This is a genomic window from Eubacterium sp. BL-380-WT-2B, assembly GCF_009696115.1.
GTDB classification, from domain to species: Bacteria; Bacillota; Clostridia; order Eubacteriales; family Eubacteriaceae; genus Eubacterium; species Eubacterium callanderi.
Genome location: NZ_VUMP01000004.1, coordinates 130,702 through 152,844, shown reverse-complemented (window position 1 = coordinate 152,844; position 22,143 = coordinate 130,702). Strand labels below are relative to the sequence as shown.

General features: G+C 53.5%; 27 protein-coding genes. 7 read left to right on the top strand and 20 right to left on the bottom strand.

Annotation, left to right across the window (positions count from 1 at the left end; genetic code table 11):
- Positions 1 to 8 precede the first annotated feature (8 nt).
- The 8 genes from FYJ53_RS08995 to FYJ53_RS08960 form a co-directional block, all read right to left on the bottom strand.
- Complete coding sequence (locus FYJ53_RS08995) at positions 9 to 1,076, bottom strand: type IV pilus twitching motility protein PilT (RefSeq protein ID WP_013378784.1); 1,068 nt, start codon at positions 1,074 to 1,076, stop codon at positions 9 to 11.
- The gene (locus FYJ53_RS08990) at positions 1,077 to 1,520 is read right to left on the bottom strand and encodes a hypothetical protein (protein ID WP_154557270.1); all 444 of its coding nucleotides are present in this window, start codon (positions 1,518 to 1,520) and stop codon (positions 1,077 to 1,079) included. It abuts the gene before it with no gap.
- Positions 1,520 to 1,957, bottom strand: coding sequence for a hypothetical protein (locus FYJ53_RS08985; protein ID WP_148427852.1), 438 nt, complete (start codon positions 1,955 to 1,957; stop codon positions 1,520 to 1,522). Before FYJ53_RS08985 ends, FYJ53_RS08990 begins: the two co-directional genes overlap by 1 nt.
- Positions 1,954 to 2,469 carry a DUF4860 domain-containing protein gene (locus FYJ53_RS08980; RefSeq protein WP_013378781.1) on the bottom strand — a complete coding sequence of 172 codons (516 nt, stop codon included), beginning with the start codon at positions 2,467 to 2,469 and terminating at the stop codon, positions 1,954 to 1,956. Before FYJ53_RS08980 ends, FYJ53_RS08985 begins: the two co-directional genes overlap by 4 nt.
- 14 nt (positions 2,470 to 2,483) lie before the next feature.
- Positions 2,484 to 2,789, bottom strand: a complete 306-nt coding sequence (locus tag FYJ53_RS08975; RefSeq protein WP_090410637.1) for a hypothetical protein — start codon at positions 2,787 to 2,789, stop codon at positions 2,484 to 2,486.
- Between the two features lie 30 nt (positions 2,790 to 2,819).
- Positions 2,820 to 3,872 (bottom strand): type II secretion system F family protein, encoded by a 1,053-nt coding sequence (locus tag FYJ53_RS08970; RefSeq protein ID WP_090410636.1) that lies wholly within the window; start codon positions 3,870 to 3,872, stop codon positions 2,820 to 2,822.
- A 10-nt stretch (positions 3,873 to 3,882) separates the two neighbouring features.
- Complete coding sequence (locus FYJ53_RS21450) at positions 3,883 to 4,809, bottom strand: transglutaminase-like domain-containing protein (RefSeq protein WP_180492656.1); 927 nt, start codon at positions 4,807 to 4,809, stop codon at positions 3,883 to 3,885.
- Between the two features lie 866 nt (positions 4,810 to 5,675).
- On the bottom strand, positions 5,676 to 6,461 hold the full coding sequence (locus FYJ53_RS08960; protein WP_154557269.1) for an HAD-IIB family hydrolase: 786 nt from the start codon (positions 6,459 to 6,461) through the stop codon (positions 5,676 to 5,678).
- Between the two features lie 159 nt (positions 6,462 to 6,620).
- Here FYJ53_RS08960 and FYJ53_RS08955 point away from each other — a divergent pair, with 159 nt between their 5' ends.
- The 4 genes from FYJ53_RS08955 to FYJ53_RS08940 all read left to right on the top strand — a co-directional run bounded on the left by FYJ53_RS08955 (position 6,621) and on the right by FYJ53_RS08940 (position 11,248).
- A complete protein-coding gene (locus FYJ53_RS08955) occupies positions 6,621 to 7,571 on the top strand; it encodes a sugar-binding transcriptional regulator (protein ID WP_013378774.1) in 951 nt (316 codons plus the stop codon).
- 154 nt (positions 7,572 to 7,725) lie between these two features.
- Positions 7,726 to 8,766, top strand: coding sequence for a 2-hydroxyacid dehydrogenase (locus FYJ53_RS08950; RefSeq protein WP_148427860.1), 1,041 nt, complete (start codon positions 7,726 to 7,728; stop codon positions 8,764 to 8,766).
- 41 nt (positions 8,767 to 8,807) lie between these two features.
- Positions 8,808 to 9,698 (top strand): class II fructose-bisphosphate aldolase, encoded by an 891-nt coding sequence (locus FYJ53_RS08945; protein ID WP_148427862.1) that lies wholly within the window; start codon positions 8,808 to 8,810, stop codon positions 9,696 to 9,698.
- A 38-nt stretch (positions 9,699 to 9,736) separates the two neighbouring features.
- The gene (locus tag FYJ53_RS08940) at positions 9,737 to 11,248 is read left to right on the top strand and encodes an FGGY-family carbohydrate kinase (protein WP_154557268.1); all 1,512 of its coding nucleotides are present in this window, start codon (positions 9,737 to 9,739) and stop codon (positions 11,246 to 11,248) included.
- 78 nt (positions 11,249 to 11,326) lie between these two features.
- Here the strand turns inward: FYJ53_RS08940 and FYJ53_RS08935 are convergent, their stop codons facing one another.
- Together FYJ53_RS08935 and FYJ53_RS08930 are read right to left on the bottom strand one after the other, a co-directional pair.
- A complete protein-coding gene (locus FYJ53_RS08935; protein ID WP_133969425.1) occupies positions 11,327 to 11,689 on the bottom strand; it encodes a hypothetical protein in 363 nt (120 codons plus the stop codon).
- A gap of 65 nt (positions 11,690 to 11,754) precedes the next feature.
- Entirely contained in the window at positions 11,755 to 12,522 is a 768-nt protein-coding gene (locus tag FYJ53_RS08930; protein ID WP_013378768.1) for a DeoR/GlpR family DNA-binding transcription regulator, read from the bottom strand.
- A 187-nt stretch (positions 12,523 to 12,709) separates the two neighbouring features.
- Here FYJ53_RS08930 and FYJ53_RS08925 point away from each other — a divergent pair, with 187 nt between their 5' ends.
- The 3 genes from FYJ53_RS08925 (at position 12,710) to FYJ53_RS08915 (ending at position 16,573) form a co-directional block, all read left to right on the top strand.
- Positions 12,710 to 13,981 (top strand): zinc-binding dehydrogenase, encoded by a 1,272-nt coding sequence (locus tag FYJ53_RS08925; protein WP_148427866.1) that lies wholly within the window; start codon positions 12,710 to 12,712, stop codon positions 13,979 to 13,981.
- Between the two features lie 74 nt (positions 13,982 to 14,055).
- A complete protein-coding gene (locus FYJ53_RS08920) occupies positions 14,056 to 15,927 on the top strand; it encodes a PTS mannitol transporter subunit IICBA (protein ID WP_148427869.1) in 1,872 nt (623 codons plus the stop codon).
- Between the two features lie 169 nt (positions 15,928 to 16,096).
- Positions 16,097 to 16,573 (top strand): flavodoxin, encoded by a 477-nt coding sequence (locus FYJ53_RS08915; RefSeq protein ID WP_148427871.1) that lies wholly within the window; start codon positions 16,097 to 16,099, stop codon positions 16,571 to 16,573.
- A gap of 169 nt (positions 16,574 to 16,742) precedes the next feature.
- On the opposite strand, the gene FYJ53_RS08910 is transcribed toward FYJ53_RS08915, so the two are convergent.
- The 10 genes from FYJ53_RS08910 to FYJ53_RS08865 form a co-directional block, all read right to left on the bottom strand.
- On the bottom strand, positions 16,743 to 17,303 hold the full coding sequence (locus tag FYJ53_RS08910) for a D-Ala-D-Ala carboxypeptidase family metallohydrolase (RefSeq protein ID WP_148427873.1): 561 nt from the start codon (positions 17,301 to 17,303) through the stop codon (positions 16,743 to 16,745).
- A gap of 50 nt (positions 17,304 to 17,353) precedes the next feature.
- Positions 17,354 to 17,584: a DUF2922 domain-containing protein gene (locus tag FYJ53_RS08905; protein WP_013378752.1), complete on the bottom strand. Its 231-nt coding sequence runs from the start codon at positions 17,582 to 17,584 to the stop codon at positions 17,354 to 17,356.
- 32 nt (positions 17,585 to 17,616) lie between these two features.
- Positions 17,617 to 17,841, bottom strand: coding sequence for a hypothetical protein (locus FYJ53_RS08900; protein ID WP_013378751.1), 225 nt, complete (start codon positions 17,839 to 17,841; stop codon positions 17,617 to 17,619).
- A gap of 72 nt (positions 17,842 to 17,913) precedes the next feature.
- Positions 17,914 to 18,549: a sigma-70 family RNA polymerase sigma factor gene (locus tag FYJ53_RS08895; protein WP_148427875.1), complete on the bottom strand. Its 636-nt coding sequence runs from the start codon at positions 18,547 to 18,549 to the stop codon at positions 17,914 to 17,916.
- Positions 18,550 to 18,558: 9 nt separating this feature from the next.
- Complete coding sequence (locus tag FYJ53_RS08890) at positions 18,559 to 18,759, bottom strand: hypothetical protein (RefSeq protein WP_148427877.1); 201 nt, start codon at positions 18,757 to 18,759, stop codon at positions 18,559 to 18,561.
- Positions 18,756 to 19,370 (bottom strand): restriction endonuclease subunit S, encoded by a 615-nt coding sequence (locus tag FYJ53_RS08885; protein WP_148427879.1) that lies wholly within the window; start codon positions 19,368 to 19,370, stop codon positions 18,756 to 18,758. Before FYJ53_RS08885 ends, FYJ53_RS08890 begins: the two co-directional genes overlap by 4 nt.
- Positions 19,367 to 19,792 (bottom strand): hypothetical protein, encoded by a 426-nt coding sequence (locus FYJ53_RS08880; protein ID WP_148427881.1) that lies wholly within the window; start codon positions 19,790 to 19,792, stop codon positions 19,367 to 19,369. Before FYJ53_RS08880 ends, FYJ53_RS08885 begins: the two co-directional genes overlap by 4 nt.
- Entirely contained in the window at positions 19,789 to 20,319 is a 531-nt protein-coding gene (locus FYJ53_RS08875; protein ID WP_148427883.1) for a hypothetical protein, read from the bottom strand. Before FYJ53_RS08875 ends, FYJ53_RS08880 begins: the two co-directional genes overlap by 4 nt.
- 142 nt (positions 20,320 to 20,461) lie before the next feature.
- Positions 20,462 to 21,022 carry a hypothetical protein gene (locus FYJ53_RS08870; RefSeq protein ID WP_148427885.1) on the bottom strand — a complete coding sequence of 187 codons (561 nt, stop codon included), beginning with the start codon at positions 21,020 to 21,022 and terminating at the stop codon, positions 20,462 to 20,464.
- 530 nt (positions 21,023 to 21,552) lie between these two features.
- Positions 21,553 to 22,116: an HD-GYP domain-containing protein gene (locus tag FYJ53_RS08865; protein ID WP_148427887.1), complete on the bottom strand. Its 564-nt coding sequence runs from the start codon at positions 22,114 to 22,116 to the stop codon at positions 21,553 to 21,555.
- Between the last annotated feature and the right edge of the window lie 27 nt (positions 22,117 to 22,143).

Here is a 22,143-nt window from a genome sequence, read left to right as displayed (position 1 = left end):
AAAGTTTTTTATTTGGCCGCCTTAAGCTTCTGGGCCAGCGATTCGTGGTTCTGGCTGTACATGAGGGCTGTCTGCTCGGTAATACGGCCCTGGCGGTACAGCTCCAGAAGGCTGGTATCCATTGTGCACATGCCGTCCTTGGTGCCTGAGAAAATGGCCGAGTCGATCTGGTGCACCTTACCGTCCCGGATCATATTGCGGATGGCCGGCGTGACCAGCATGATCTCAAAGGCTGGCGTCAGGCTGCCGTCCACTGTGGGCACCAGCTGCTGGGACACCACTGCCTGCAGAATCATGGAAAGCTGGGTGCGTATCTGGTGCTGCTGGTTCGCGGAAAACACGTCAATGATCCGGTCGATGGTGTTGGCGGTGCCGGTGGTGTGCAGGGTCGAAAAGACCAGCTGGCCGGTCTCAGCCGCTGTCATGGCGATCTCGATGGTCTCAAGGTCTCTGAGCTCACCCAGAAGAATGACGTCTGGCGACTGGCGCAGGACTGCCTTTAAGGCCGTCACATAGCTCTGGGAATCGTGGGGGATTTCACGCTGGGTCACAATGCACTGGTTGTGCCGGTGGATGTACTCAATGGGGTCCTCCATTGTCACGATGTGCCCGCTCTTCTCATGGTTGATCTTGTCAATAATGCAGGCCAGCGTCGTGGATTTCCCGCTGCCCGCAGGCCCGGTCACCAGCACCAGCCCGTTCTTCTTCTTGCTGAGCTCCAGTACCGTCTGCGGAATCGACAGCGACGCCGGGTCCGGCAGACCAAAGGATACCACCCGGATCACGGCTGCCAGCGTCCCACGCTGGCGGTACACATTGGCTCTGAAACGGCCGATGCCCTTCAGGGCAAAAGAGAAGTCATCATCGCCGTTTTCCTCAAATTTCTCAATGGAGCGGCCGCCGGTCAGGTCGTAGATCTCACGGATCAGGCGCTCGGTCTCCTGGGGCGTGAACACCTCGCCCTCACCCCTGACGATCCTGCCGTCGATGCGGTAGGAGCAGGGAAAATTGGTGATGATGAAAACATCCGATGCCTTCCGGGCCACTGATTCTTCCAGATAATCCAGTAATTCCATTTACGAGGCCCCTCCCTTCCATAAATTCTTAGTGTCACTGTCCGTCTGCCACTCGCCGTCCGTTACGGTCTGCCACCGGGTCACTAACACGCTGTTTCCCTCGACACGCAGCTCGCTTTTCAGGGTGGCGGTGCTGCTGACCTTTGTGTCAAAAGCGATCACACCCGTTTCCGGGTCATAAACGACGTCCCGCCCCAGGGCTTCGAGGGCGCCTGGGTCCGCGCCGCCGCTTCTCAGCACGCCGTCTACCTGGGCCAGGGTTTCCTGGGCTCTAGCGTCAGCTTCATAGTAGGTGCTCTGCATGGCCAGGGATTTGTCCGCCATGCGCGCGTTGGCCGACGCGGTGGTCAGGCTCAGGACCGCCAGACTCACCAGCAGAAAAACCACAAAAATCATAATAAGCGATACGACGCCCACGCTCATGCCCTGCTTGTTTTTACGCATCACTGCACCTCCGCTGGTTCTTCAAAATACTGGGCGCCGGACATGGTGTAGAGCGGCGTTGTGCCCTTGAGGACTTCAAAACGCATTTTCTCCAGGCTCCCCGCGGTCTGGGCCACAGCCTCAGTGGTCACAGTAACACTGAACACCGCAGCATCCCTTGTTGTCATTTTCCAGTTCCTGTCGTAGAAAACCCGGATACTGCTGCCGGATTTTTCATAGCAGCCGTCCTCCAGCACACCGTCCAGACTGCCGGTCCCCTTGATGGTCTCGCACAGCGTCTGGCACTGGGCTGCCGCGCCCCGCTTGTCAAACGCCTCGCTGCTTATGAGTCCGGCCTTTGCAAAAAGCTGCACAATAATACAGCAGGCAATGGCAAAAAAGACAATGGTAATGATGAGCTCCACAAAAAAGCCCGATGATCTGAAGCGCTGTTTCACTGTGCATCACCTGCTTCCTGGCTGTCCGCTCCCACGACGCTCTGCGAAAAGGTGTGCACCGTGCCATTCTTGCCTGTCACCTCAAAATTCAGGAGTCTGCTTCCCTCTGCGCGCACACGCAGAGCGTCCAGATCCGCGACGCGCATGGCGTTGGCTTCCAGGCCGCCCGGCTGTCCGTCCGAAAAGGTGCTCTCATACAGGGCGCCGTCCTGGCAGTAGATAACGGTCCGGTACGCCTTATCCCCAATGTTCTCCAGTATTTCCAGACGGTCGCCGTCCGCCCTGTGAACCACTGTAATGGCGTTTTCCCGGTTGTTCTGGCGCACCTTAGTGCTCAGGTAGGAGACCGCCACCGTCGCCTCGGAGGTGTCATCATAGTTGGCCTTGATATGCTTGTAACTCTCCGAGCCCAGAAAGGTGAGCACCAGAGCCGACAAAGCGAAAAGGCAGACCAGCGAAATAGGCAGGACAAAGGTTGACAGCATGCTCTCGTTTTGTTTGTTATGAAACATTTCCCGCTCCTTTCCTATTTCGGCACCACGCGGATGTCTGGCATTATGTTGGACGCAAAGACATCATAGTGGACAATGTAGTGCTCCCGATCCACCACCACGCCGTAGTTGTCGGCCAGGTAGTCTAAGCTCGGCGGATAAAAGCCCTCCAGGGAATAGCACAGTACCGCAGAGTTTTCAAGGGCTGTCTCCAGCGTCTGTCCGCCGTCCGTATCCATGCTGGCAGACGCCCGGCTGAACAGCAGCCACACCAGAAGCACGATGACCGCAAAGATGATAACCGAGGGCAGAAAATGTATTTTATTCTTTTTCGTTTCCATTAAAATTCCCTCTTTTCACAGCGCTGCCTTTCAACCGATACCTGCCATAATACCGATGAGCGGCAGCAGAATTGCGACCAAAATGGCGCCAATGGCAATGGACAAAAGCGAGACCAGCGCCGGCTCGATGACTGCGATCAGCCCGTCGATCTTATCCTCGGCCTCCTCAAAATAAATTTTTGAGATGTGCGCGGCCGCCCGGTCCAGAGAACCGCTTTTGCTGCCGCCCATGAGCACCTTGGCGTAAACGCCCCTCAGCAGCCCGGTTTTTAATACGGCTTCCTCAAAGGGCTCGCCCTGCTCAACCGAAGCCCGACAGGCGTCGATCTTCTCGCCAAAGGCCTGGCTCGACACGGTCTGCCTGGCCAGGCCCAGAGCCTGCTCCATGGCAATACCGCTGGTCATGAGGATGGACAGTGCCCCCATAAAGCGTGCCGCGTCCAGCCGGTAAAAGATGTCCCGCGTGGCACCAAAGCGCTCTGCCAGTCCGTTAAAGAACTGCCTGCCCGCCGGGCTGAACACATAGAACAGCACACAGCAAAGCAGCAGCACAAGCACAACGCCCACCACGATCATAATGACATTTCCGGCCTGGAACGCCAGCGCGTTGCCCGAGGCGCCGTTCAGGTCCACCCCCAGCTGGCGGAACACATCCTTGAACACCGGCATAATGGCGTAGACCAGAAACAGCACGACCACTGCCATCATGGCGATGAGTAAAAGCGGGCTCAGAACCGCGCTCTTGGCCTGTTTCTTGATACCGTCCTCCTGCAGATAGTAATCGCCCAGAGAACCAAGCACCTCTGCCAGGCGGCCGGAGGTCTCGCCGACCTCGATCATGCCCAGTGCGTATTCCGGAAAACCGCCGGTTTTTTCCATGGCTTTATAAAGGAAGTATTCCTCCAGCAAATTTTTCTCGACCGATTCCAGGACACGCTTAAAGCGGCTGTCCTCCGCGTCCTGTACCATCATTGACAGGCAGTCGTTCACAGTGACCCCTGAATCCAGCACCATCGACATGCTGGTAAACAGCGCGGACAGCTCCGCAGAGCTCATGGCCTGCTTCTTACTTACTCTTCCCATTCTGTACCTCCTAATAGGTATATTGCGTTTCATAGGTATTCTCATTGCCGTCGCCGATAAAGCCTGACAGGTCGCTTTTCGAGGAGCCTGCCGCAAAGGTCAGGTCCAGCAGCGTCCAGGTATTCGCGTCAATCTTAAAGCCCACCTCAATCCAGCCTGAGTCCTTCACGTAGACCTCATTCCAGGCATGGTAGATGCCCGACGGCGATATGTAGCCGGTCTCCACCTTGGTCGGGATGCCGCAGGACCGCAGCATGGCTGCCGCCAGCGAGGCGTAATCAAAGCAGATACCCGTATTGGTTAAAAAAGTGTCGTCCACTGAAGGGATGTAGCCCACCGGCGGCGACTGGGCCTTGGCGACATCGTAGGTCACATGATCCTTGATGTAGGCGTAAACCGCCTTGACCACGTCCGCGTCCGAGCTCATGCCGGCAGCCTGCTCTCTGGCAAAGGCCACACAGGCGCTGTCCGCGTTGTAGTCCACAATCTGGTTCGGCACCACAAAGGGCGCGAACTCACTTGAGAGAGAGGCATCCACATCCTCCTCCAGAACAGCCGTGTACCGGTTATCGCCTACCCCCACCAGCAATCGTATGGAATAGGTACCGTTTCCCATCTGAAGCGGGAAAATCGTGTACTCGCCCGTGGCGGGTATATCGTAATTGTATTTCACGCCGTCCTTTGCCACCTGAAGCTTGGCTGGCACACCGCCCGTGTAGCTCGCCATCACATAGCCGCTGTCCGCGCCGGTGGTGTCGAAGCCTCCCACATCACAACTGGAGGTGTCTGCGCCGGAATAAGCTGGGATCACCAGCTCCGGCAGCGTGTAGGTGCCGCTTCCTGAGGCCTCCGAGCCGCCGCAGCCCACACCGGCCAGACCCATCAGAAGGCATAAAAAAACAGTCAGAACATATTTAATTTTCTTTATGGGGCTCACCATCCCTCTCCGCCGCGCTGGGCACGCGCCACTGCGCAGATATAACGTATTTTTAGTTATTTTTTGATTTCATTATAGCACATTTTATACTGATTAATAAACACTCTTAAAGTAAATTGCCTATAAACTGGAAAAAATTCGTTTTTAATGCCGTTTTTTTGCTTATTTTACAAAATTTTATTTGAGGCCGCCCCTGCCGCTTTGTAAAAAAGGCAACAAAAAGCACCGCTTTTCTCCAAAATCACTCAATAAGTATAGCCTTATTATTTTATTTATCCAATTAAAGATAACCTTTAAACTCTGAAAATAACTTTAATAATCATAAAAACCCCCTATTTTTTGCCAAAATTCCCTTAATTTTTTGGCCGATTTAGCATGTTCTTTTATATTTTTACAAGCGAAAAACACACCCTTAACGCTATTTTTACTTGATAAACATTTATCAAACAAAGTCCGGCCGGTTTTGGCGACAAAAAGAAGGACTTTTTGGTTTTAAATTCGTAATCAATTACAGTTTTATCGTTGACAAATACAGGCAATTATTATAATATTAATTCAATTAAATATGATGCCATCAAGAAAATATCCTGATAAAGTTTTTTTACCTTTTTCGGATGGTTTTTTTCATAAACCGAAACAGTACTCCTCTGTTTGATCGCGGGCAGGCGATTTCCCCAATCCTCTGCCCACACCTAACTCTATGTTCTATCCATAACAGCATCCGAATTCATTCTCCAAAGAAACAGGACCATCGTATTTAATTGCCAATTTTGCTCATCTCAAAAACAGGCAATCCTCTGCTCAAACTGCCTGTATCTTTGAGATTCCTACCCAAAGCCCGAAAGGGCTTTTACCTTTTTTTGACGCTAAATCAGGCCAAAATGACAACAGGCATTGTAAATACCGTCCTCGTCCACACTGTCGGTTACATAGGTGGCGGTCTGCTTCAGCGCGTCGATAGCGTTTCCCATCGCCACTGTGTAGTCCACTGCGCCGAACATCTCCAGGTCATTCTCCTCATCGCCAAAGGCAATGGCCTGTGAGCGGTCAAACCCCAGCAGTCCGAGCATCCGCTCGATGGCAGACGCTTTGGACACCGTCTCCGGGAGAATGTCCAGCACCAGCGGCGCCACCACCCGCGCTTTCAGCCCCTCCTGCGCTGTCTGTACACGGCCCTTCAGCCCATCACCGATGATGGCCAGCTGGTACACACCGTACTCGCAGGCCCGTTCGAGGGCGCCCTCAATGCTCACGTCAAAATCGACCGTGTAGGGGCTTTCATTCCAGCACAGCACGTTGCCGGCAGTGCTCTCCAGCACAACCGCCACATCACGGACCTCCCTGAGCTCACACAGCAGCGCTGCGACCACCTCCGGCGCAAGGAGCTGCCGCCAGACCTCCACGCCGCCATGGGTCAGGCTCAGCCCGTTGGCCGCAATATAGGTGTCCATCTCCAGATCCGCAACAAACTGGCGGATCACACTGGGCTCACGGCCTGTCACAATGATGGGCTGTATGCCGTTCTCCCTGAGCGCGCACAGGGCCCGGCGCGCCGAGGCCGGCACCCGGTCCAGAAAATTGCTGCTCTCCACCTTATGGCTGGCCAGCGTACCGTCAATATCAAAAAAAGCGACGCGAATGGTTTCCTTCATGTCTTTTCCTCTTTCGTTTGGATTGTTTTCTTTATTATAGCACGGCTGGGGTCTAAAACAAAAATGCTGTGCGGCAGCACAGTTTAAAATAAAATTGTCCCCTCTGTCAAACTGTGATAGAATGGTCTAAAATGAATCGCCAAACGGGAGAAAACATCAATGAATGATACCGAGTACTTACAGAAGCTGGTCCAGGTCGCCCGGCTCTACTATGAAGAAAACATGACACAACAGGCCATTTCAAAAAAACTTGGTACGACAAGACAGAGCATATCAAAAATGCTGAGCGAGGCCCGCGAACGCAGCATCGTCGAAATTAAGATCAATGATGTCGAGACCAACCTCAGCAAAGCCGCCCAAATGATAAAGGAAATTTTCCCAATACAAAATGTCACCATTGTTCCCGGCCATTTTAACGATGACGCGCTGGCCCGGAAGATGCTTGCGCAGCGGGCAGCCCTTTATTTTGACGATCTCTGCCGCGAAGGGCTGCATAAAATCGGTATTTCATGGGGCCGTTCTGTCTACAGCTTTGTCGAGCAGTGCAGCGAGAGCAGCCTCTTACAGCGGGCAGATATTTTCCCGCTGGTCGGCGCCAGCAGCCAGGCTGCCGCCTATTTTATGATCAACGAGATGGTGCGGATGCTTTCCGAAAAAACGGGCGGTACAGCCCATTTTATCAACCTTCCCCTGGGTCCCCTGTCGCCAGAGGACTATGAGCTTTTTACCAGGACCCAGGCCTACGCCGAAATATTGGACCAATGGCAGGAAATTGATCTCGCGGTGATCGGCATCGGTGCCATCGGCAACCTGAAGCACCGCTCGTATTACCCGGGTGAGAGCGAGCTCCTCGCCGAGGACTGTGCCAATATCATCGGCGATATCTGTACCCACTACTTTGACCTCCAGGGCCGGATCACTGAGACCATCGGCGCTGCCTCCATGATTCGTATTCCCTTTGAAAATCTGGCAAAGGTTAAACGCGTTTTGGCGCTTGTAAACGGCAACGAAAAAATCGACGCGGTAACCGGAGCACTAAAGCTGGGCATTGTAACAGACATCATCATCGATGAAGCCCTGGCGGAGGGCATCATCGCAAGGCTTTCCTGACAGGCCGCCTGCCTGTTTTCTCTTATTTAACTATTTTCTGCATGAGACTGGCTTTCCAGTCTTTTTTTGCGCCACCGCGTATAACATTTGTAATTGACAAATGTTATACGCGGTGATATGATGGAGATAACTTTTACATGAAGGGGTGAAAAAAATGAAAATCGCAGGTATTGGAGATGTCTGGATATCTGGAGAGGATATCAAAAGGGGCTTTGCTGCCTTTGCCGAAAGAGGCGAAACCATTGAAACCGTTGAATGGCAGTGCGGCAGCTATGATGCGCTGCAGGCTATCAACCTCGCGGTAGAGACAGGTGGCAGCGAGGCTTATGAGCCGCCCGAGGCCATCAAAAGAGCCGTCGAGGACGCGGATATTATCATCACACAATTCTGTACGGTTACCCGAGACATGATCGACCGCTGTCCCCACCTGAAAGCCATCGGCGTTCTGCGCGGCGGCTATGACAATGTCAACGTCGCCTATGCCACCCAGAAGGGCATCGCGGTTTACAACACACCGGGCAGGAACGCCAACTCTGTGGCAGACTACACGGTTGGGCTGATGATCGCCGAGTGCAGAAATATCGCAAAGGCACACATGAACTTAAAGCTTGGAAACTGGGTACGGGACTATACCAACAAGGAGACAATGCCCGACCTTTCGGGAAAAACTGCCGGTATTGTAGGGTTTGGAGCCATCGGAAAAAAAGTGGCCCAGCGCCTGAAGGGTTTTGAGATGGAGCTGCTGGTCTATGACCCTTACTTTAAACCGACAGCGGAAACCAAAGGCATCGAATTGGTCTCGTTGGAGACACTTCTGCAGCGCTCTGATTTTGTCACCCTTCACTGCCGTCTTACACAGGAAACGGAGAAGCTTTTCGACGCACATATGCTAAGCCTCATGAAGCCCACCGCTTACTTTATCAACACTTCCCGATCGGGTCTTGTCGACGAAAAGGCTTTGTGGCAGGCTCTAAAAGACCATAAAATCATGGGCGCAGCGCTGGATGTATACGACAGGGAGCCGCCAGGAAAAGACTACCCGCTGGTCACGCTTGACAACGTGACCCTGAGCCCTCACATGGCCGGCGGCAGCCGTGACGCTTTTACCCAGTCGCCTGGAATGCTGGCCCGTGAGATGCTGTCTTTTCCGAAGGATAAGACCTCCCGCTTTCTGGTCAATCCCGACGTTCTGTAAACCCTGTTATCAAAAAATACACCACAGAAAGAGGAATAAAAATGGCACTCGTAACCTTATCTGAAATTTTGAAGCCCGCGAGGGATAACCACTACTGCGTCGCTGCCTTTGACACCAGCAATAATGACATGACCCTCTCTATTTTAGAGACAGCGGAAGCGCTGCGCTCTCCTGTTATTCTCATGGCCTTATGTGTCGACATCGAGGGGGACAAAATGGAATACTGGCTTGATGGCGCCCGTAAAATGGCCAGCCGCGCCTCTGTCCCTGTCTGCCTGCACCTCGACCACGCCACCGACACAGCGTTTATCAAGAAGGCTGTTGACAGCGGATTTACCTCTGTCATGTACGATGGATCTGTTCTGCCCTTTGCAGAAAATGTTAAAAACACAAAGAAGGTAACCGAGTACGCCCACGCCCACGGCGTATCGGTCGAGGCTGAGCTGGGCCATGTCGGCGATGGGATTGTCGGTCGTTCAGAAACTGACGTGAAAAAAAACAGGGACGGCGCCTACGACAATCCGGATGACTCACTGACCAATCCGGATGAAATGAGCGCTTTCATCGAAGAGACTAGTGTGGACGCACTGGCGGTTGCTGTAGGTACAGCCCACGGCGTCTATGTCCACGAGCCAAGGCTGCATTTTGACCGGCTCGCGCAGCTGAACAAACTCTCGTCGGTTCCTCTGGTTATGCACGGCGGCTCTGGAACCCCCGACGAACAGGTACGGGAAGCCGTTCGCCTTGGTATCTGCAAGCTCAATGTTTTTTCGGAAATCATTGACGCCTACTACCGCGAGATGAAAAAGCAGCTCAACGAAATGGAAAACATGGCCATCTGGCCTTCAACCGCCAATCTTCGTCCGCTTAACGCGCTAAAAGAAGCCGTAAGCAAAAAAATCATGTTATTGGGTTCAGACAACCGCGCTTAGCACTGATCTTTTGATTATCAAAACAGGGGGGAATCACTATGGAAAGCTATTTAATTGGAATCGACGGCGGAAGCACCTCGATTAAAACCGTATTGTTTGACCAGTGTGGAAAAGAAATTGCCAGCGCGTCTAACCCGACGATGCGTCTGGAATCGCACACACCCGGCTTTGAGACGTTTGACGTCGACCGGCTCTGGGCGTCTACCTCAGCCAGCATCAAATCCATGCTTGCTAAATCCGCCGTCGACCCTTCGAGAATTGCCGGCATTGGCATGTGTTCTTTTGGCAACGGGCTGATCATTTTAGACCGAGACGGAAAATCCATCGCGCCCGGCGTTTTTTCCCAGGATTACCGGGCCAACACCATTGTCGAGGGCTACAAGCGCGAAGGCTCCTTTGACCGGATCAACGATATTATTAAGGGAACCCTCTACGCGGGGGAACCTGGGCCGATCCTGCGATGGTTTAAAGACCAGAAGCCTGAAGTCTATGAAAAAATAGGCGGAATTCTCTTGTTCAAGGATTATCTGATGTATCGTCTGACCGGCGTATTCGCAACCGACGCCAATATTTTTGGCGGCTCGGCCATGCTGGATCTGACAACCACCGACTACTCCACAGAGCTCCTGAACCTGTACGGTATCCCAGAAATTGAGCCTTTTTTACCTAAGCTCGCAACCGAATCCTCACAGATTGTCGGCAGGGTTACCAAAAGGGCCGCAGACGAAACCGGCCTGAAGCCAGGTACGCCAGTGGTTGCCGGTATGATGGATGTCCTGGCCTGCCTGGTGGGGGCTGGAGCCACAGCAGACGGTATTGTAACTGCCGTCGCAGGGACCTGGTGTATCAATGAGACCCATTCCACGCGGATCATCCCAGGCGCTTCGGCAAATATGCCCTACCTCACAAAAGGGGAATATCTGAACTGTGCCTTCACAGGTGCCTCCGGCTCAAATTATGAATGGTTCTGCAAAGCTATGGGCGGGGAAGCAAAATTCATTGCCGAAAAGCAGGGTGGCTCTTACTACGAGGTTTTAAACGAGCTGATCGCATCGGTTCCCATTGAGACCTCCAAGGTTATGTACCTGCCTTTTGTCGCGCAGCCGAGTGTCCATCCAAATGCAAAAGCTGAATTTTTCAACATCGACCAGAACACCACCTATGCCGAGCTGGCCTATGCTCTGGCCGAGGGCGTTGCTTTTATGCACCGCTACCACATACGGTTTCTGCGGGACTCGGGCTGTAAAGCGGATGTGGTGCGTCTGACTGGCGGCATCGCCAAAAGTCAGGTATGGGCAAGGATTTTTGCCGACATTATCGAGCTTCCCATCGAGACCGTAGACTGCAATGAAGTAGGTGCCCTGGGCTGCGCCATCACCGCAGGGGTTGGCACTGGTCTGTACAAAAGCTACGAGGAAGCTTTTGAGCAGGCCGTTAAGATCAACCCGCCAGTCACATCGCACTCTGAAAACTTCGAGCTCTATGAAAAGCGCTACCAGAACTGGTCACGCCTGATTGAGATCATGAATATTTACTGGAACGAACAATAAAAATTCACACTAAAGACAAAGCCACCATCCTGCACATGCCGCAGGATGGTGGCTTTGTTTGCTTTCTTCAGGCTGATTCTACTTCTTCCGGACCTCATAATACCCGTAGCGCTCAACCGAATCGTCCAGGCCGGCCAGCTTTTCGAGCTGGACCTTCAGGTTGGCGGTTTTGACGTTGTGGGCCACAGCCAGGCCGCCTTTAAAGCTGACGATCACCACTGCCGCGTAAACGGTCTGGTGGTCTGCCGTAATCTTGAGCAGGGTACCAAAATCCTTCAGCTCTTCTGTGGCAACGCTGCGGATATTCCGCAGCTCAAGCCGCTGCCCCTTGTCATAGGCAATGATGGTGGGCACCCGGTCAATGTCGAGGATGCAGGCCTTTTTAAAATCTGCCAGCGAGGTGAAGCCCTCGCCCTCAAAATAAATAATCTTGTGGTTCATAACGTATACCGCCTTTTTATGAATGTCCGCTGGGGACTCTTGAAATCAAACGCAGGCCGCCAGGGTCAGTTTTTTGCCAGAATCAGCTTTGTCTCTCTGGAAATGTCTTCCGCGGCACTTTCCTGTATGTTCTGGTCGATGATCAGCCCAGTCACGTCCTTCCAGCCGGCGTAGGCAAACAGCCCGGCGCTCTGGCATTTGCTGCTGTCACACACCGTGTAGGTGGCTGTGCTGGCAGCAATGACCTTTTTCTTGAACTCGGCCTCCTCGTAGGACAGCGTGGACGGGCCTGCCAGTCCCTTGAAGCCGTCAGAGCCCAAAAACGCAATGTCGGCGTGCACGGCTGCCAGCGCGCCAGTGGCCCAGTCGCCGACCGCGGCTTTGCTGCTGCTGCGCACCAAACCACCAAACAGGTATACCGCATTGTCAGATTCTGCCAGCATGGCTGCAATGGTCACTGAGTTGGTAAAAATGGTCAGCCCTTCTTTCAGGAGCAGCTGTCTGGCGATGGCGCCAGTGGTGCTTCCCGTGTCCAGTATCACAGCAGCGCCGGGCTGGATAAGCCGGATGGCGGCTGTGGCGATGGCGGCCTTGGCGTCGGCGTGCTCGGATTCCTTAACATTGAGCGGGCGCTCCACAAAATCGCTTTTCGCGATGGCGCCTCCGTGGCTCTTGGTAGCAATGCCCTCCTCCTCCAGATAGATGATATCCTTTCGGATGGTTTCGGTAGAAACGCCAAAGCGCTCGGACAGGTTTCCAACCTTGATGCTGCCTTCCTTCATGAGGATCTGGGCAATGCGGTTCCGCCGGTCTGCTGTCAGTGATTTGCTCATAGGTGTGCCTCCCTTTTCTTTTTTACTATTTTAACACATTTTTCCAACTAATCACAACTAAATAAATGTGATTTATTTTGATTTTTTGCTTGACAGCAATAAATCGCAATGTTATACTTTGGATAAGTTGTGAAACAAGTTTATTTCTATAGCGAATTATTGTGATTTTAAGAAGTGAGGTATAAACATGAAAGCGAAAGCAGTCCGTCTTTACGGAAAAGATGATTTACGGCTGGAAGAATTTGAATTGCCAGAGATCCGGGAGGATGAAATCCTGGTTAAGGTCATGAGCGACAGCATCTGCATGTCGACCTACAAGCTTGTGGACCAGGGCAAGGCCCATAAGCGCTGCCCACAGAACGTGGACACCAACCCGGTCATCATCGGCCATGAGTTTGCCGGCGTGATTGTGGAGGTTGGTGAAAAATGGAAGGATCAGTTTAAGCCGGGCCAGAAATTCGCGCAGCAGCCAGCCCTGAACTACAAGGGAAGACTTGATTCTCCGGGCTACTCCTACGAATGGTGCGGCGGCGCCACTACCTACTGCATCATGCCGCACGAGGTCATGGAGCTGGGCTGCCTGATGCCCTATGAGGGAAAAAGCTTTTACAAGGCGTCTCTGGGCGAACCCATGAGCTGCATTATCGGCGGGTACCACTCAAACTACCACACCAACAAGCGCGACCACAGCCACGCCATGGGCACCAAGGCAGGCGGCAATATTCTCATCATGGGCGGCTGTGGGCCTATGGGGCTGGGCGCAGTGGAATACGGCCTCAACTTTGAGAACAAGCCAAAACGCATTGTGGTGACTGACATCGACGACGCCCGCATCGAACGGGCCAGAACGGTGATCTCACCGGAAAGCGCAGCGCAGAAGGGCATCGAGCTGGTCTATGTGAATACCACCGCTCTGGAGGACGCTTACGATGGCCTGATGACCATCTCGGAGGGACACGGCTACGACGATGTTTTTGTGTACGCGCCGATCCGTCAGGTCGCTGAGCTGGGCGACCGGCTGCTGGCCTTTGACGGCTGCATGAACTTCTTTGCCGGCCCCACCAACAAGGACTTTATGGCCGATATTAACCTGTACAACGTCCATTACACCAGCAGCCACATCATGGGCACCACCGGCGGTGACAACAATGACCTCATTGAGGCCAACGCTCTGGCCGCCAGAGGCGTCATTGACCCGTCGGTGATGGTCACCCACATCGGCGGCATTGACAGCATCGCGGAGGCGACTCTGGGCCTGCCCAAAATTCCGGGCGGCAAAAAGCTCACCTACACTCAGTTCAATATGCCTTTGACGGCCATTGAAGATTTTGCTAAACTGGGGGAAACAGATCCGCTGTTTAAAAAGCTGGCAGACTGCTGCGACGCCCATAACGGATTGTGGAATGACGACGCTGAGGCCATCCTTTTCAGACATTTCGGCATTTGCGCCGAAGCCTGAGCGCACAGAGCCGCTGACATCACCGAGCCGACACCGTTTTTAAATGATTTTGTAAATTTTGAAGGAGAAGTATCATGAAAGAGAAAGTTCAGGTTTTCGGCCGTTTTTTAAGCAGCATGGTTATGCCCAATATCGGCGCCTTTATCGCCTGGGGGCTGATCGCTGCCCTCTTTATCAAAACCGGGTGGCTGCCCAACGAGCAGCTTGCACAGCTGGTGGACCCCATGAGCCAGTATCTGCTGCCGCTGCTCATTGCCTACACAGGCGGCAAGCTCACAGGCGGCTCCCGCGGCGGCGTTATGGCTGCCATTGCCACGATGGGTGTCGTTGTTGCCACGGATGTGCCGATGTTTTTAGGCGCCATGATTATGGGGCCCTTTGCCGGATGGCTCATTAAAAAATTTGATGCCCTGGTCGAAGGGCACATCAAGGCCGGGTTTGAGATGCTGATCAACAATTTCTCGGTTGGCATTCTCGGCGGCATCCTCGCCATTCTGTCCTACTATGTCTTTGCGCCGGCCATGCTGGCTGCCACTGGCGCTATGGCTGCCGGCGTCCAGTTCTTTGTGAACCACAGCATCCTGCCCCTTGCCAGTCTCTTTATCGAACCGGCCAAGGTGCTGTTCCTGAACAACGCCATTAACCACGGTATTCTGACCCCACTCGGTTTACAACAGGTTCAGGAAGCCGGAAAATCCATCTTTTTTCTCATGGAATCCAACCCGGGTCCTGGTCTTGGTATTCTGCTGGCCTACTGCCTCGCCGGGAAGGGCAGCGCCAGGGATACGGCGCCGGGCGCCATTATCATCCATTTCTTTGGCGGTATCCACGAGATTTATTTCCCCTATGTGCTCATGAACCCCATCCTGCTTCTGGCGGTCATGGGCGGCGGCGCTGCGGGCGTCTTTACCTTTAACCTGATGGGCGCTGGCCTGGTCGGCCCGGCCTCACCGGGTTCCATTCTCGCCATTATGGCCATGGTTCCCAAAAGCGGCGGCTACCTGGGCGTGCTGGCCGGTGTGGCTGTGGCAGCGGCCGTCTCCTTTGCCATTGCCCTGCCACTGCTCAAAATCTTTGGCAAGGATGAAAACCTCGAGGACGCCATCGCCAAAAAGGACGCCATGAAAGCCGCCGCCAAGGGCGAGGCCGCCCCAGTCCTGAGCCCGGACACCGATGTTTCTGCCATCCGCCACATTGTTTTTGCCTGTGACGCGGGTATGGGCTCCTCAGCGATGGGCGCCACGGTTCTCAGTAAAAAGCTGAATGCGGCCGGCCGAGACGACATCTGTGTAGAGCACGCCTCTGTGTCCGATATTCCGTCCCACGCCCAGATTGTCGTGACCCATCATGATCTGCGGGAAAGGGCCGCTCACAGCGCTCCTCAGGCAGAGCTGGTGCTGATCACCAACTTCATGAACGCGCCAGAGTACGATGTGCTGGCCGCACGCCTGTCCCAGACTGACATCCCAGCCCACTGCGAAGCAGCCAGCATCTGTCCTGAGACCAGAACGGCCCATAACGCCTCCGAAATCCTGCCCCTTAACAGCATTCAGACCGGCTGCGCCCCTGATGACAAGGAGGCTGTGATCCGCCGGGCCGGCCAGATGCTTGTGGACAGCGGCTGCGTGGACGCAGACTACATCCCGGCTATGATCAAGCGCGAGGAATCCTTCGCGACCCATATCGGAAACGGTATCGCCATCCCCCACGGCGTTGAGGAGGCAAAGGCTAAAATCAAGCGAACCGGCCTGTCGGTCCAGCTCTTCCCAGACGGCACTCCCTGGGGCGACGTCACTGTAAAGGTCGTGATCGGCATTGCAGGAGCGGGCGATGACCACCTGGACATCTTAGCCAATATCGCCACCAAGCTGGCGGCGCCAGAGGCCGTTGACGCGCTCATGGATAAAACGCCAGAGGAGCTCCAGATATTTTTTACCCAGGCGTAAGGCGCCATCCTGTATGACGATAGCCAATCGCAGAAATACGAAGCCTCACATACCTCTTTGAAAAAAATTTTAATTAACGCTTGACTTAAAGTTAACTTCAAGTTGTATCATTAACATAAGGCGATTATAAGAAACAAGTCAATCAAAACATACAAGGAGGATTTTTTAAATGAGTAAAGTATTCGTTGCGTATTTCAGCGCAAGCGGGGTGACAAAGACCGTGGCCGAAAAACTGGCCCAGGAAATCAAGGCGGATTTGTTTGAGATCCAGCCGGAAACGCCTTACACAAGCGCAGACCTCGACTGGCAGAACGCCAAAAGCCGAAGCTCTGTTGAGATGAACGACAGAAGCAGCCGTCCGGCAATCCGTTCAAAGGTGGCGGATATGGGGCTGTATGATGTGGTGTTCGTTGGATTTCCAGTATGGTGGTACCGAGAGCCCTCTATTATCGACACCTTTATGGAAAGCTATGACTTTTCCGGAAAGACAGTCATCCCCTTTGCGACATCGGGCGGCAGCCCTCTTGGCAGCTCCGGCAAAAATCTGGAGGCTCTGGCCCCAGGTGCAAAAGTCGAAAGCGGAAAACGGTTCGCGGCCAATACGCCCGGCAGCGAGCTTGCCGCCTGGGCCGCACAGTGGCTGTGATGTCCTTATAAATAACGGGGCCTATGCACAGATAAAGCTTTAAGCCCTTTCTGTTCTTAGTTTGTTATCATAAAAAGAACCCTGATTTTTTATCAGGGTTCTTTTTCACATCATGTTATATCATAAATATATTATCCGTGACATCCTTTTTTGAAAAGGATGATGCCTTCTAACGCCAGATCTCCACATGGTCGAACTGGCGGTCTGGATACTCGATAACCCCAAGCCCCAGCGCCCGGGCCGCTGCGGCCACCTCGTCACAGGGCACCCCCGGGCAGTACAGGTCGGCCGCGTGGCCGGACAGGTGCCAGGAGTTCTCGATGCCGCCTACCTCGGCGTTGCGTCTTTCACAGCGAACACCTGAAGTGATAATGACGGGCTGGTCAAAATAACACCGCAGCTCCTCCACCTTTCCCAGCAGCTCCGGGTCCATTTCCGCGGGCCAGCCGTCACAATAGCCTGCGCAGTCGCAGGCGTATTCAGACATAAGGAAGTGTTCCGACGCCCAGGGGCCCTTGGTGAGGATGGGGTCCTCAGGCAGAGGGTGGTCGATGACGGCTCCGTCCTGCGGGGTTTCGGGCGGTGGCGGCGGCGCTGATACCGACGGTTCTGCCTGGGGCACAGGCACCTCCTCCGGCGCTATGCTCAGGCCAGTGAGAAAAACGCAGGAAATCAGGATCAGGATTGATAAGATTAATCTTCGACTGATGGTTTTGTAGAAATTTTTCATTTGGGTCTCCCTTCAACCTTCCACATAAAAAAGGGGCTTTCGCCCCATTTTTACTCTACGGCCACGTCGGTGGTGGTGGTGTCTACGCGCTTGGCGCCAGAGAGTTTGGCGAGGGGGAAGCCTTCGGGCTTGAAGATATTATCGGTTACGATGCCGTCTGCGCCAGTTTTGACTTCCTCGTCGGTGAGCCCCTCCTTATAGTGCGGGATGGTCATCCTGAATTCCTTGCCGTCGGTGCGTTCAAAATACATTACCAGTTCTTTTTTCTGTTCGACTGCCATGTTTTATCTCCTTTCAAATTTGAATGTGCTGCTTACACGATCTCGGTGATGTCGCTGGTAGTGACACGCTCGCATCCTTCGCCGATGGGCTCTTGCATGCCGGTGATGTGCTTGTAGGCGCTTCTCATCTGCTCCTTGGTGGCTTCGTGGTCTACGTCGCCGTAAGATTTGCTGGAGCGTTCGATTTTCCCCAGTTTTTCACCGTGGTTGACGGTTACCTTGAGCTTGGTGTCCTTTTTGGTTTCTTCGACTGCCATGTGTATTTCTCCTTTGCGGTTTGTATTTTGTATGGCGTTTTGCCTTACACTCTATACATACTTTTTTGAAGGTCAAAATGGGACCCCCTTTAAGGATTTTTTTAAATTTTTCAGCCCTTTGTCTCTTAATTTTCGGACGGCTTTGTGGGTTACGCCCATTTCCTTACAGATCTGCACAAGGCTTTTACTTTCATGAAAACTCTGGTAAAGGACCTTTCCCTGCCTGGCGGACAAGGCGTGCACACTTTTCCAGAGCCGCTGTTGGTCCTCCCTCTCGATATAGCAGCCTTCCAGGTCAATGGCTTCATCGGCAATCACTTCCTCCAGTGTTAACCCATCGCTGCTGCCCGCGGGCGCTGACAGCAGTTTCTCTGCTGTGACAGAATGGTTGAACTGCCCGCTCTGCCACTTTCGGTAATAGAGCTGTAAATGGGTCTTGATAAAAGCGTTAAAGCGGCCGCCCTTGGTTTCGTCATATTTTTTCATGCCTTCCATAAACGCCACCACGCCGTCCTGGTATGCGTCCTCATAGTCTGCCGGGCCGATGCCGGTCATGCACTGCATGGTGCTTAAAATCAGGGGTTTAAAGGTCATGACGAGCCTCTGGCCCGCCACTCGGCTGCTTTCTCTTTCGGGGCTGTTATCCGGGGATTCCTGCCCGTGTTTATAGGTTGCGACTAAATCGTCAATCGCTTTGTAGTTGCTCAAATAAGCCTCCTATGCGTCCTCATAGACGTCTGTAATCTCGAGCACAAGGCCGGGAAACCGGTCTTCGATGGCGGCGCTGAGGTCGTTAAAATCATCTTCGGCCTCCTCCTCGCTGCGGGCGTAAAAGCCTGCTTTCATCCGGCACTCGGCTTCGACCATGTAGCTTCTTCTCCGTCTTACTACGCTGGGTCCGATCCCGTATCGGTTCATGTTGTTTCTCCTTTTTGTTTTTCTTCCCTCGCGGCCCAGATGGCGTTAAAGGCGGCCACGTCGTCGCCGGGGTACTTTGCCCGGATGGCGGCTTTCTCCTCCTCGGTGATCTGGGGCAGCAGATTGAACTGGGGCATAAACGGCGCGTCCTCCTGATTAGAATACAATAGAGAAGCATGTTTATGATTTATATTATTTATTAACGGTGCGGCCGTGCGTGCGCTCTGTGTGTGGGGCTGCGTCCAGACCTGTGTGCGTTTGCCGCTCTCTGGGCGGGTTATCCACAGGGTAGAAAGCTCAGTGTCAAAGGGGATGAGCTCGTACTCACCGGCTTTGTTTCCACCGTGCGGGTGATAGTGCAGGCGTCCGTGACGTACCAGGTGCGCCCTTGCGCGCGCCACCTGGAAGCGGTTTTCAAGCGCCAGGGCAACGCACACCCGGGCATTGGCAATCTTAAACCGGATGGGCCAGTACCACAGACCATCACCGGCCTGGACAGCGGCTTTGTTGTTGGTGTACATGAGCAGATGCCAGTAGGCCTGGATCAGCGGGCTCAGGGGGTGCGTCTCCAGCCATTTGTAAAAGGCCAATATTTCGGTCAGGTAATTCATCGGGTGGAAAAGAGCAGGTGCGCGGTGCCGCAGCCCTGGCTTTTTCGCAGCTGCATGATCATGAAGCCGTCCAGGAAAAAGTGCCAGTCCTTTGCCTCGTCCGTCGTGAGCTTTCCGCTGTCGCGGGCGTACTGCAGCAGGTCGCACATGCCGCCGATGTCCACAAACTCCATGACCTCCAGCCGCATAGGGTCCTCTCGGGAGGGAAAATGGCGGCGCCACACACCCACACGCCGGTTGTTCCGCAGCTTATCGAGGAAACCGTCCTCATCGTCCAGGCCCAGCAGGGCGGCCAGGTCTTCCAGATGCCAGGACAGGGAGCGGCCGCCCACGATCATGGCGCGCAGAGGCTTATAGCTTTTGCCAAAAATATAGACGGTATGACAGAAGCAGGTTTCCAGACTCAGGATATCGTGGCTCACAGGCGCACCGCCTTGGGGTCCATGCCATGCTCCTCAAAGAGCATTTTGGCGAACAGAAGCTGGCCAAAGAGCGTGATCCTGATCCTGTCCTCATCAAGCATGATGATTTCGTCCAGTGCTTTTTGGGTCGGCACCTGGGTAAGCTTCCGGTTTTTCTGGTAACGGATATAGCCCTTTTTCCGCAGCCAGGCATAAAACGCGTGCAGGCCGATGTCCAGCCCCTGAGCCTGAAGCTTTTTGACGAGATGCTCCACGCTGCATTCCAGCTCCTCCTCCATCAGCCGGTTCTCTGACGGGGGCGTCGGCTCTGTCTCCCTCAGATAGATCCGGGCCTTCTCCTCATAGACCTGCTGCAGAGCGTCCAGCTGTTTTTCCAGAAAGCACAGCTCAATACGTTTGTCAATGGCGGGCAGGGTCTCAAAACTGCCTAAAATGCGGTCCTCCTGTTTCAGGGCGCACGAACCACACCATGGCTTGAATGCTTTTTTGTCCGTTTCGGTTTTTGGGGTTGTCTGTTTACAGTTCATTGTAAACCTCCTGTAAAATAGAATAATTTGATTTCAGCGGTGCTCTTTTTTTCTTGCTCCTGCTGATGGTTCTAGAATACAGGAATTCACACACTTTAAACACGCAAACAAATTTTTAATGATTAAAAATAAGATTATTTTTTCATTCTCTTGCGAACCACTGGACTGCCCGGGCGCGCCAACGGTACAGGGTGGCGTTCTCACCGTAAAAATCCAGACGTTCCCAGGGGCGGCGGGCCTTTCCCCTTAACGGGCTGGAGCAAGCCAGTTCATCGTTTTCAAACAAAAACGTGAGCAGCTCCCAGATAAACATCAGGGCATGGCGCACCCAGCCGGCCACGCCCTCGGGAAATACGCGCTGATGGGTGGCGCACTCCAGACAGACCCGGCTGCACACATAGAGGACGATCACCTGGCCGGGCGCCACCGCCACTGGCTTTGCAAGGCCGTTGACGATGTGGGTCTGGCCGTTTTGGCGCTCGACGCGCATTTCCTTGGGCTTTAGGACGCCGCCGCAGTCTTTGCAGATCTGGGTAAGGGCCTGGCCGTGGAACACGTACTGGGCCATTACTTCCCGATCTTCCCGGTCTTCATAGCCGGTATTTTCCACTTTTTCAAACTGGCTGGGGTGGGCCTGGATGTCACTTTGAAGGTCACTGGGTTTTAGCATTTTTCTTTTCTGGGCGTTTTTTCTTTGACACATTTTTTCCTCTTTTCTCCAATAAAAAAACCCTGAAAACCACATACACGTGTGTGTATGCGGCCTTCAGGATTTTGATGGGTGACAGCCATTGTCCCATTGCTGCTTTATTTTATTTTTGTTTTTTTATTGTTTCTTGCTTTTCTGCCAGACAAACAGCCCTGTCAGGGCCAGCAGACTCAACAGTACGGCGGCGACGGCGGCGGTTCCGCTGCCGGCCAGACCGGTATTGGTATCAAAGGGTCTTTTCTAAAGGGTCTTTGTTTTTGGGCATCTTTTTTATTGCCTTATCTTTACCTGAAAAGAACACAGAGGGCGGCTGGTTTCAGCCATATATGGAAGCCCTCTGTGCTGCAAAAAAGGTAAAAAGGTGAGATGTAATACCTCCTGGCTTATTGGCGCGGCCAGGGAGTACTCTCTATATTCAAAGGCTTTCACCTGTGAATATCATTGGGTGCCAGGGTACTGATGCCTCGACGATTTTGGGATCGTACCGGGTGCTTATACCTCTGGCGCTTCAGTCTGTGTTCTCATCATTCCAGTGTGCCGTGGCGTTCATAAAAGTGCCGCAGCGCTCCGACCACCTCTGGATCGTACTGGCCGCCGCTCTGTGACTCCAGAGTGGCTAATATCTGGCAGGGCCTCAGCCCGTCCAGCGCCAGATGGTCCCAGGCGTTGGCCACAGCGCATACCCGGCCCGCCAGAGGAATATCTCCGCCGCAGGCCGATTTTAATCGGCATTCGCCATAATGGTCATGATGATAGCGGCAGATATCTGCCGCGATGCTTGTAAAGATGGTTGCCTGGCCGCTTTTTTGGTTAAAAAGCTGATGCAGGCGTTTAAAAAAAATCTCGCCAATCTCAGTGTGGCCTGTCCCATATTCGCCGGGAATTTTTCCCATATCGTGATAATTCAGGGGAGACAGGTCTCCCCAGTTCCAAAGGTCTAACAGGTCCTGCCTGTCCATTTCCTTTAATATTGTCTCCATACGCTGACCTGTCCGCAGGCTATGGGCCCGGATTTCTGGGTCCATAGCGTTTGCGGCAGTTTCAAGGGCCTGGCGCAGCCCAAGATAAGCTTGGTTCGTTTGCTCCATTATATTTCCTTTTTAGCTGTTTATTCC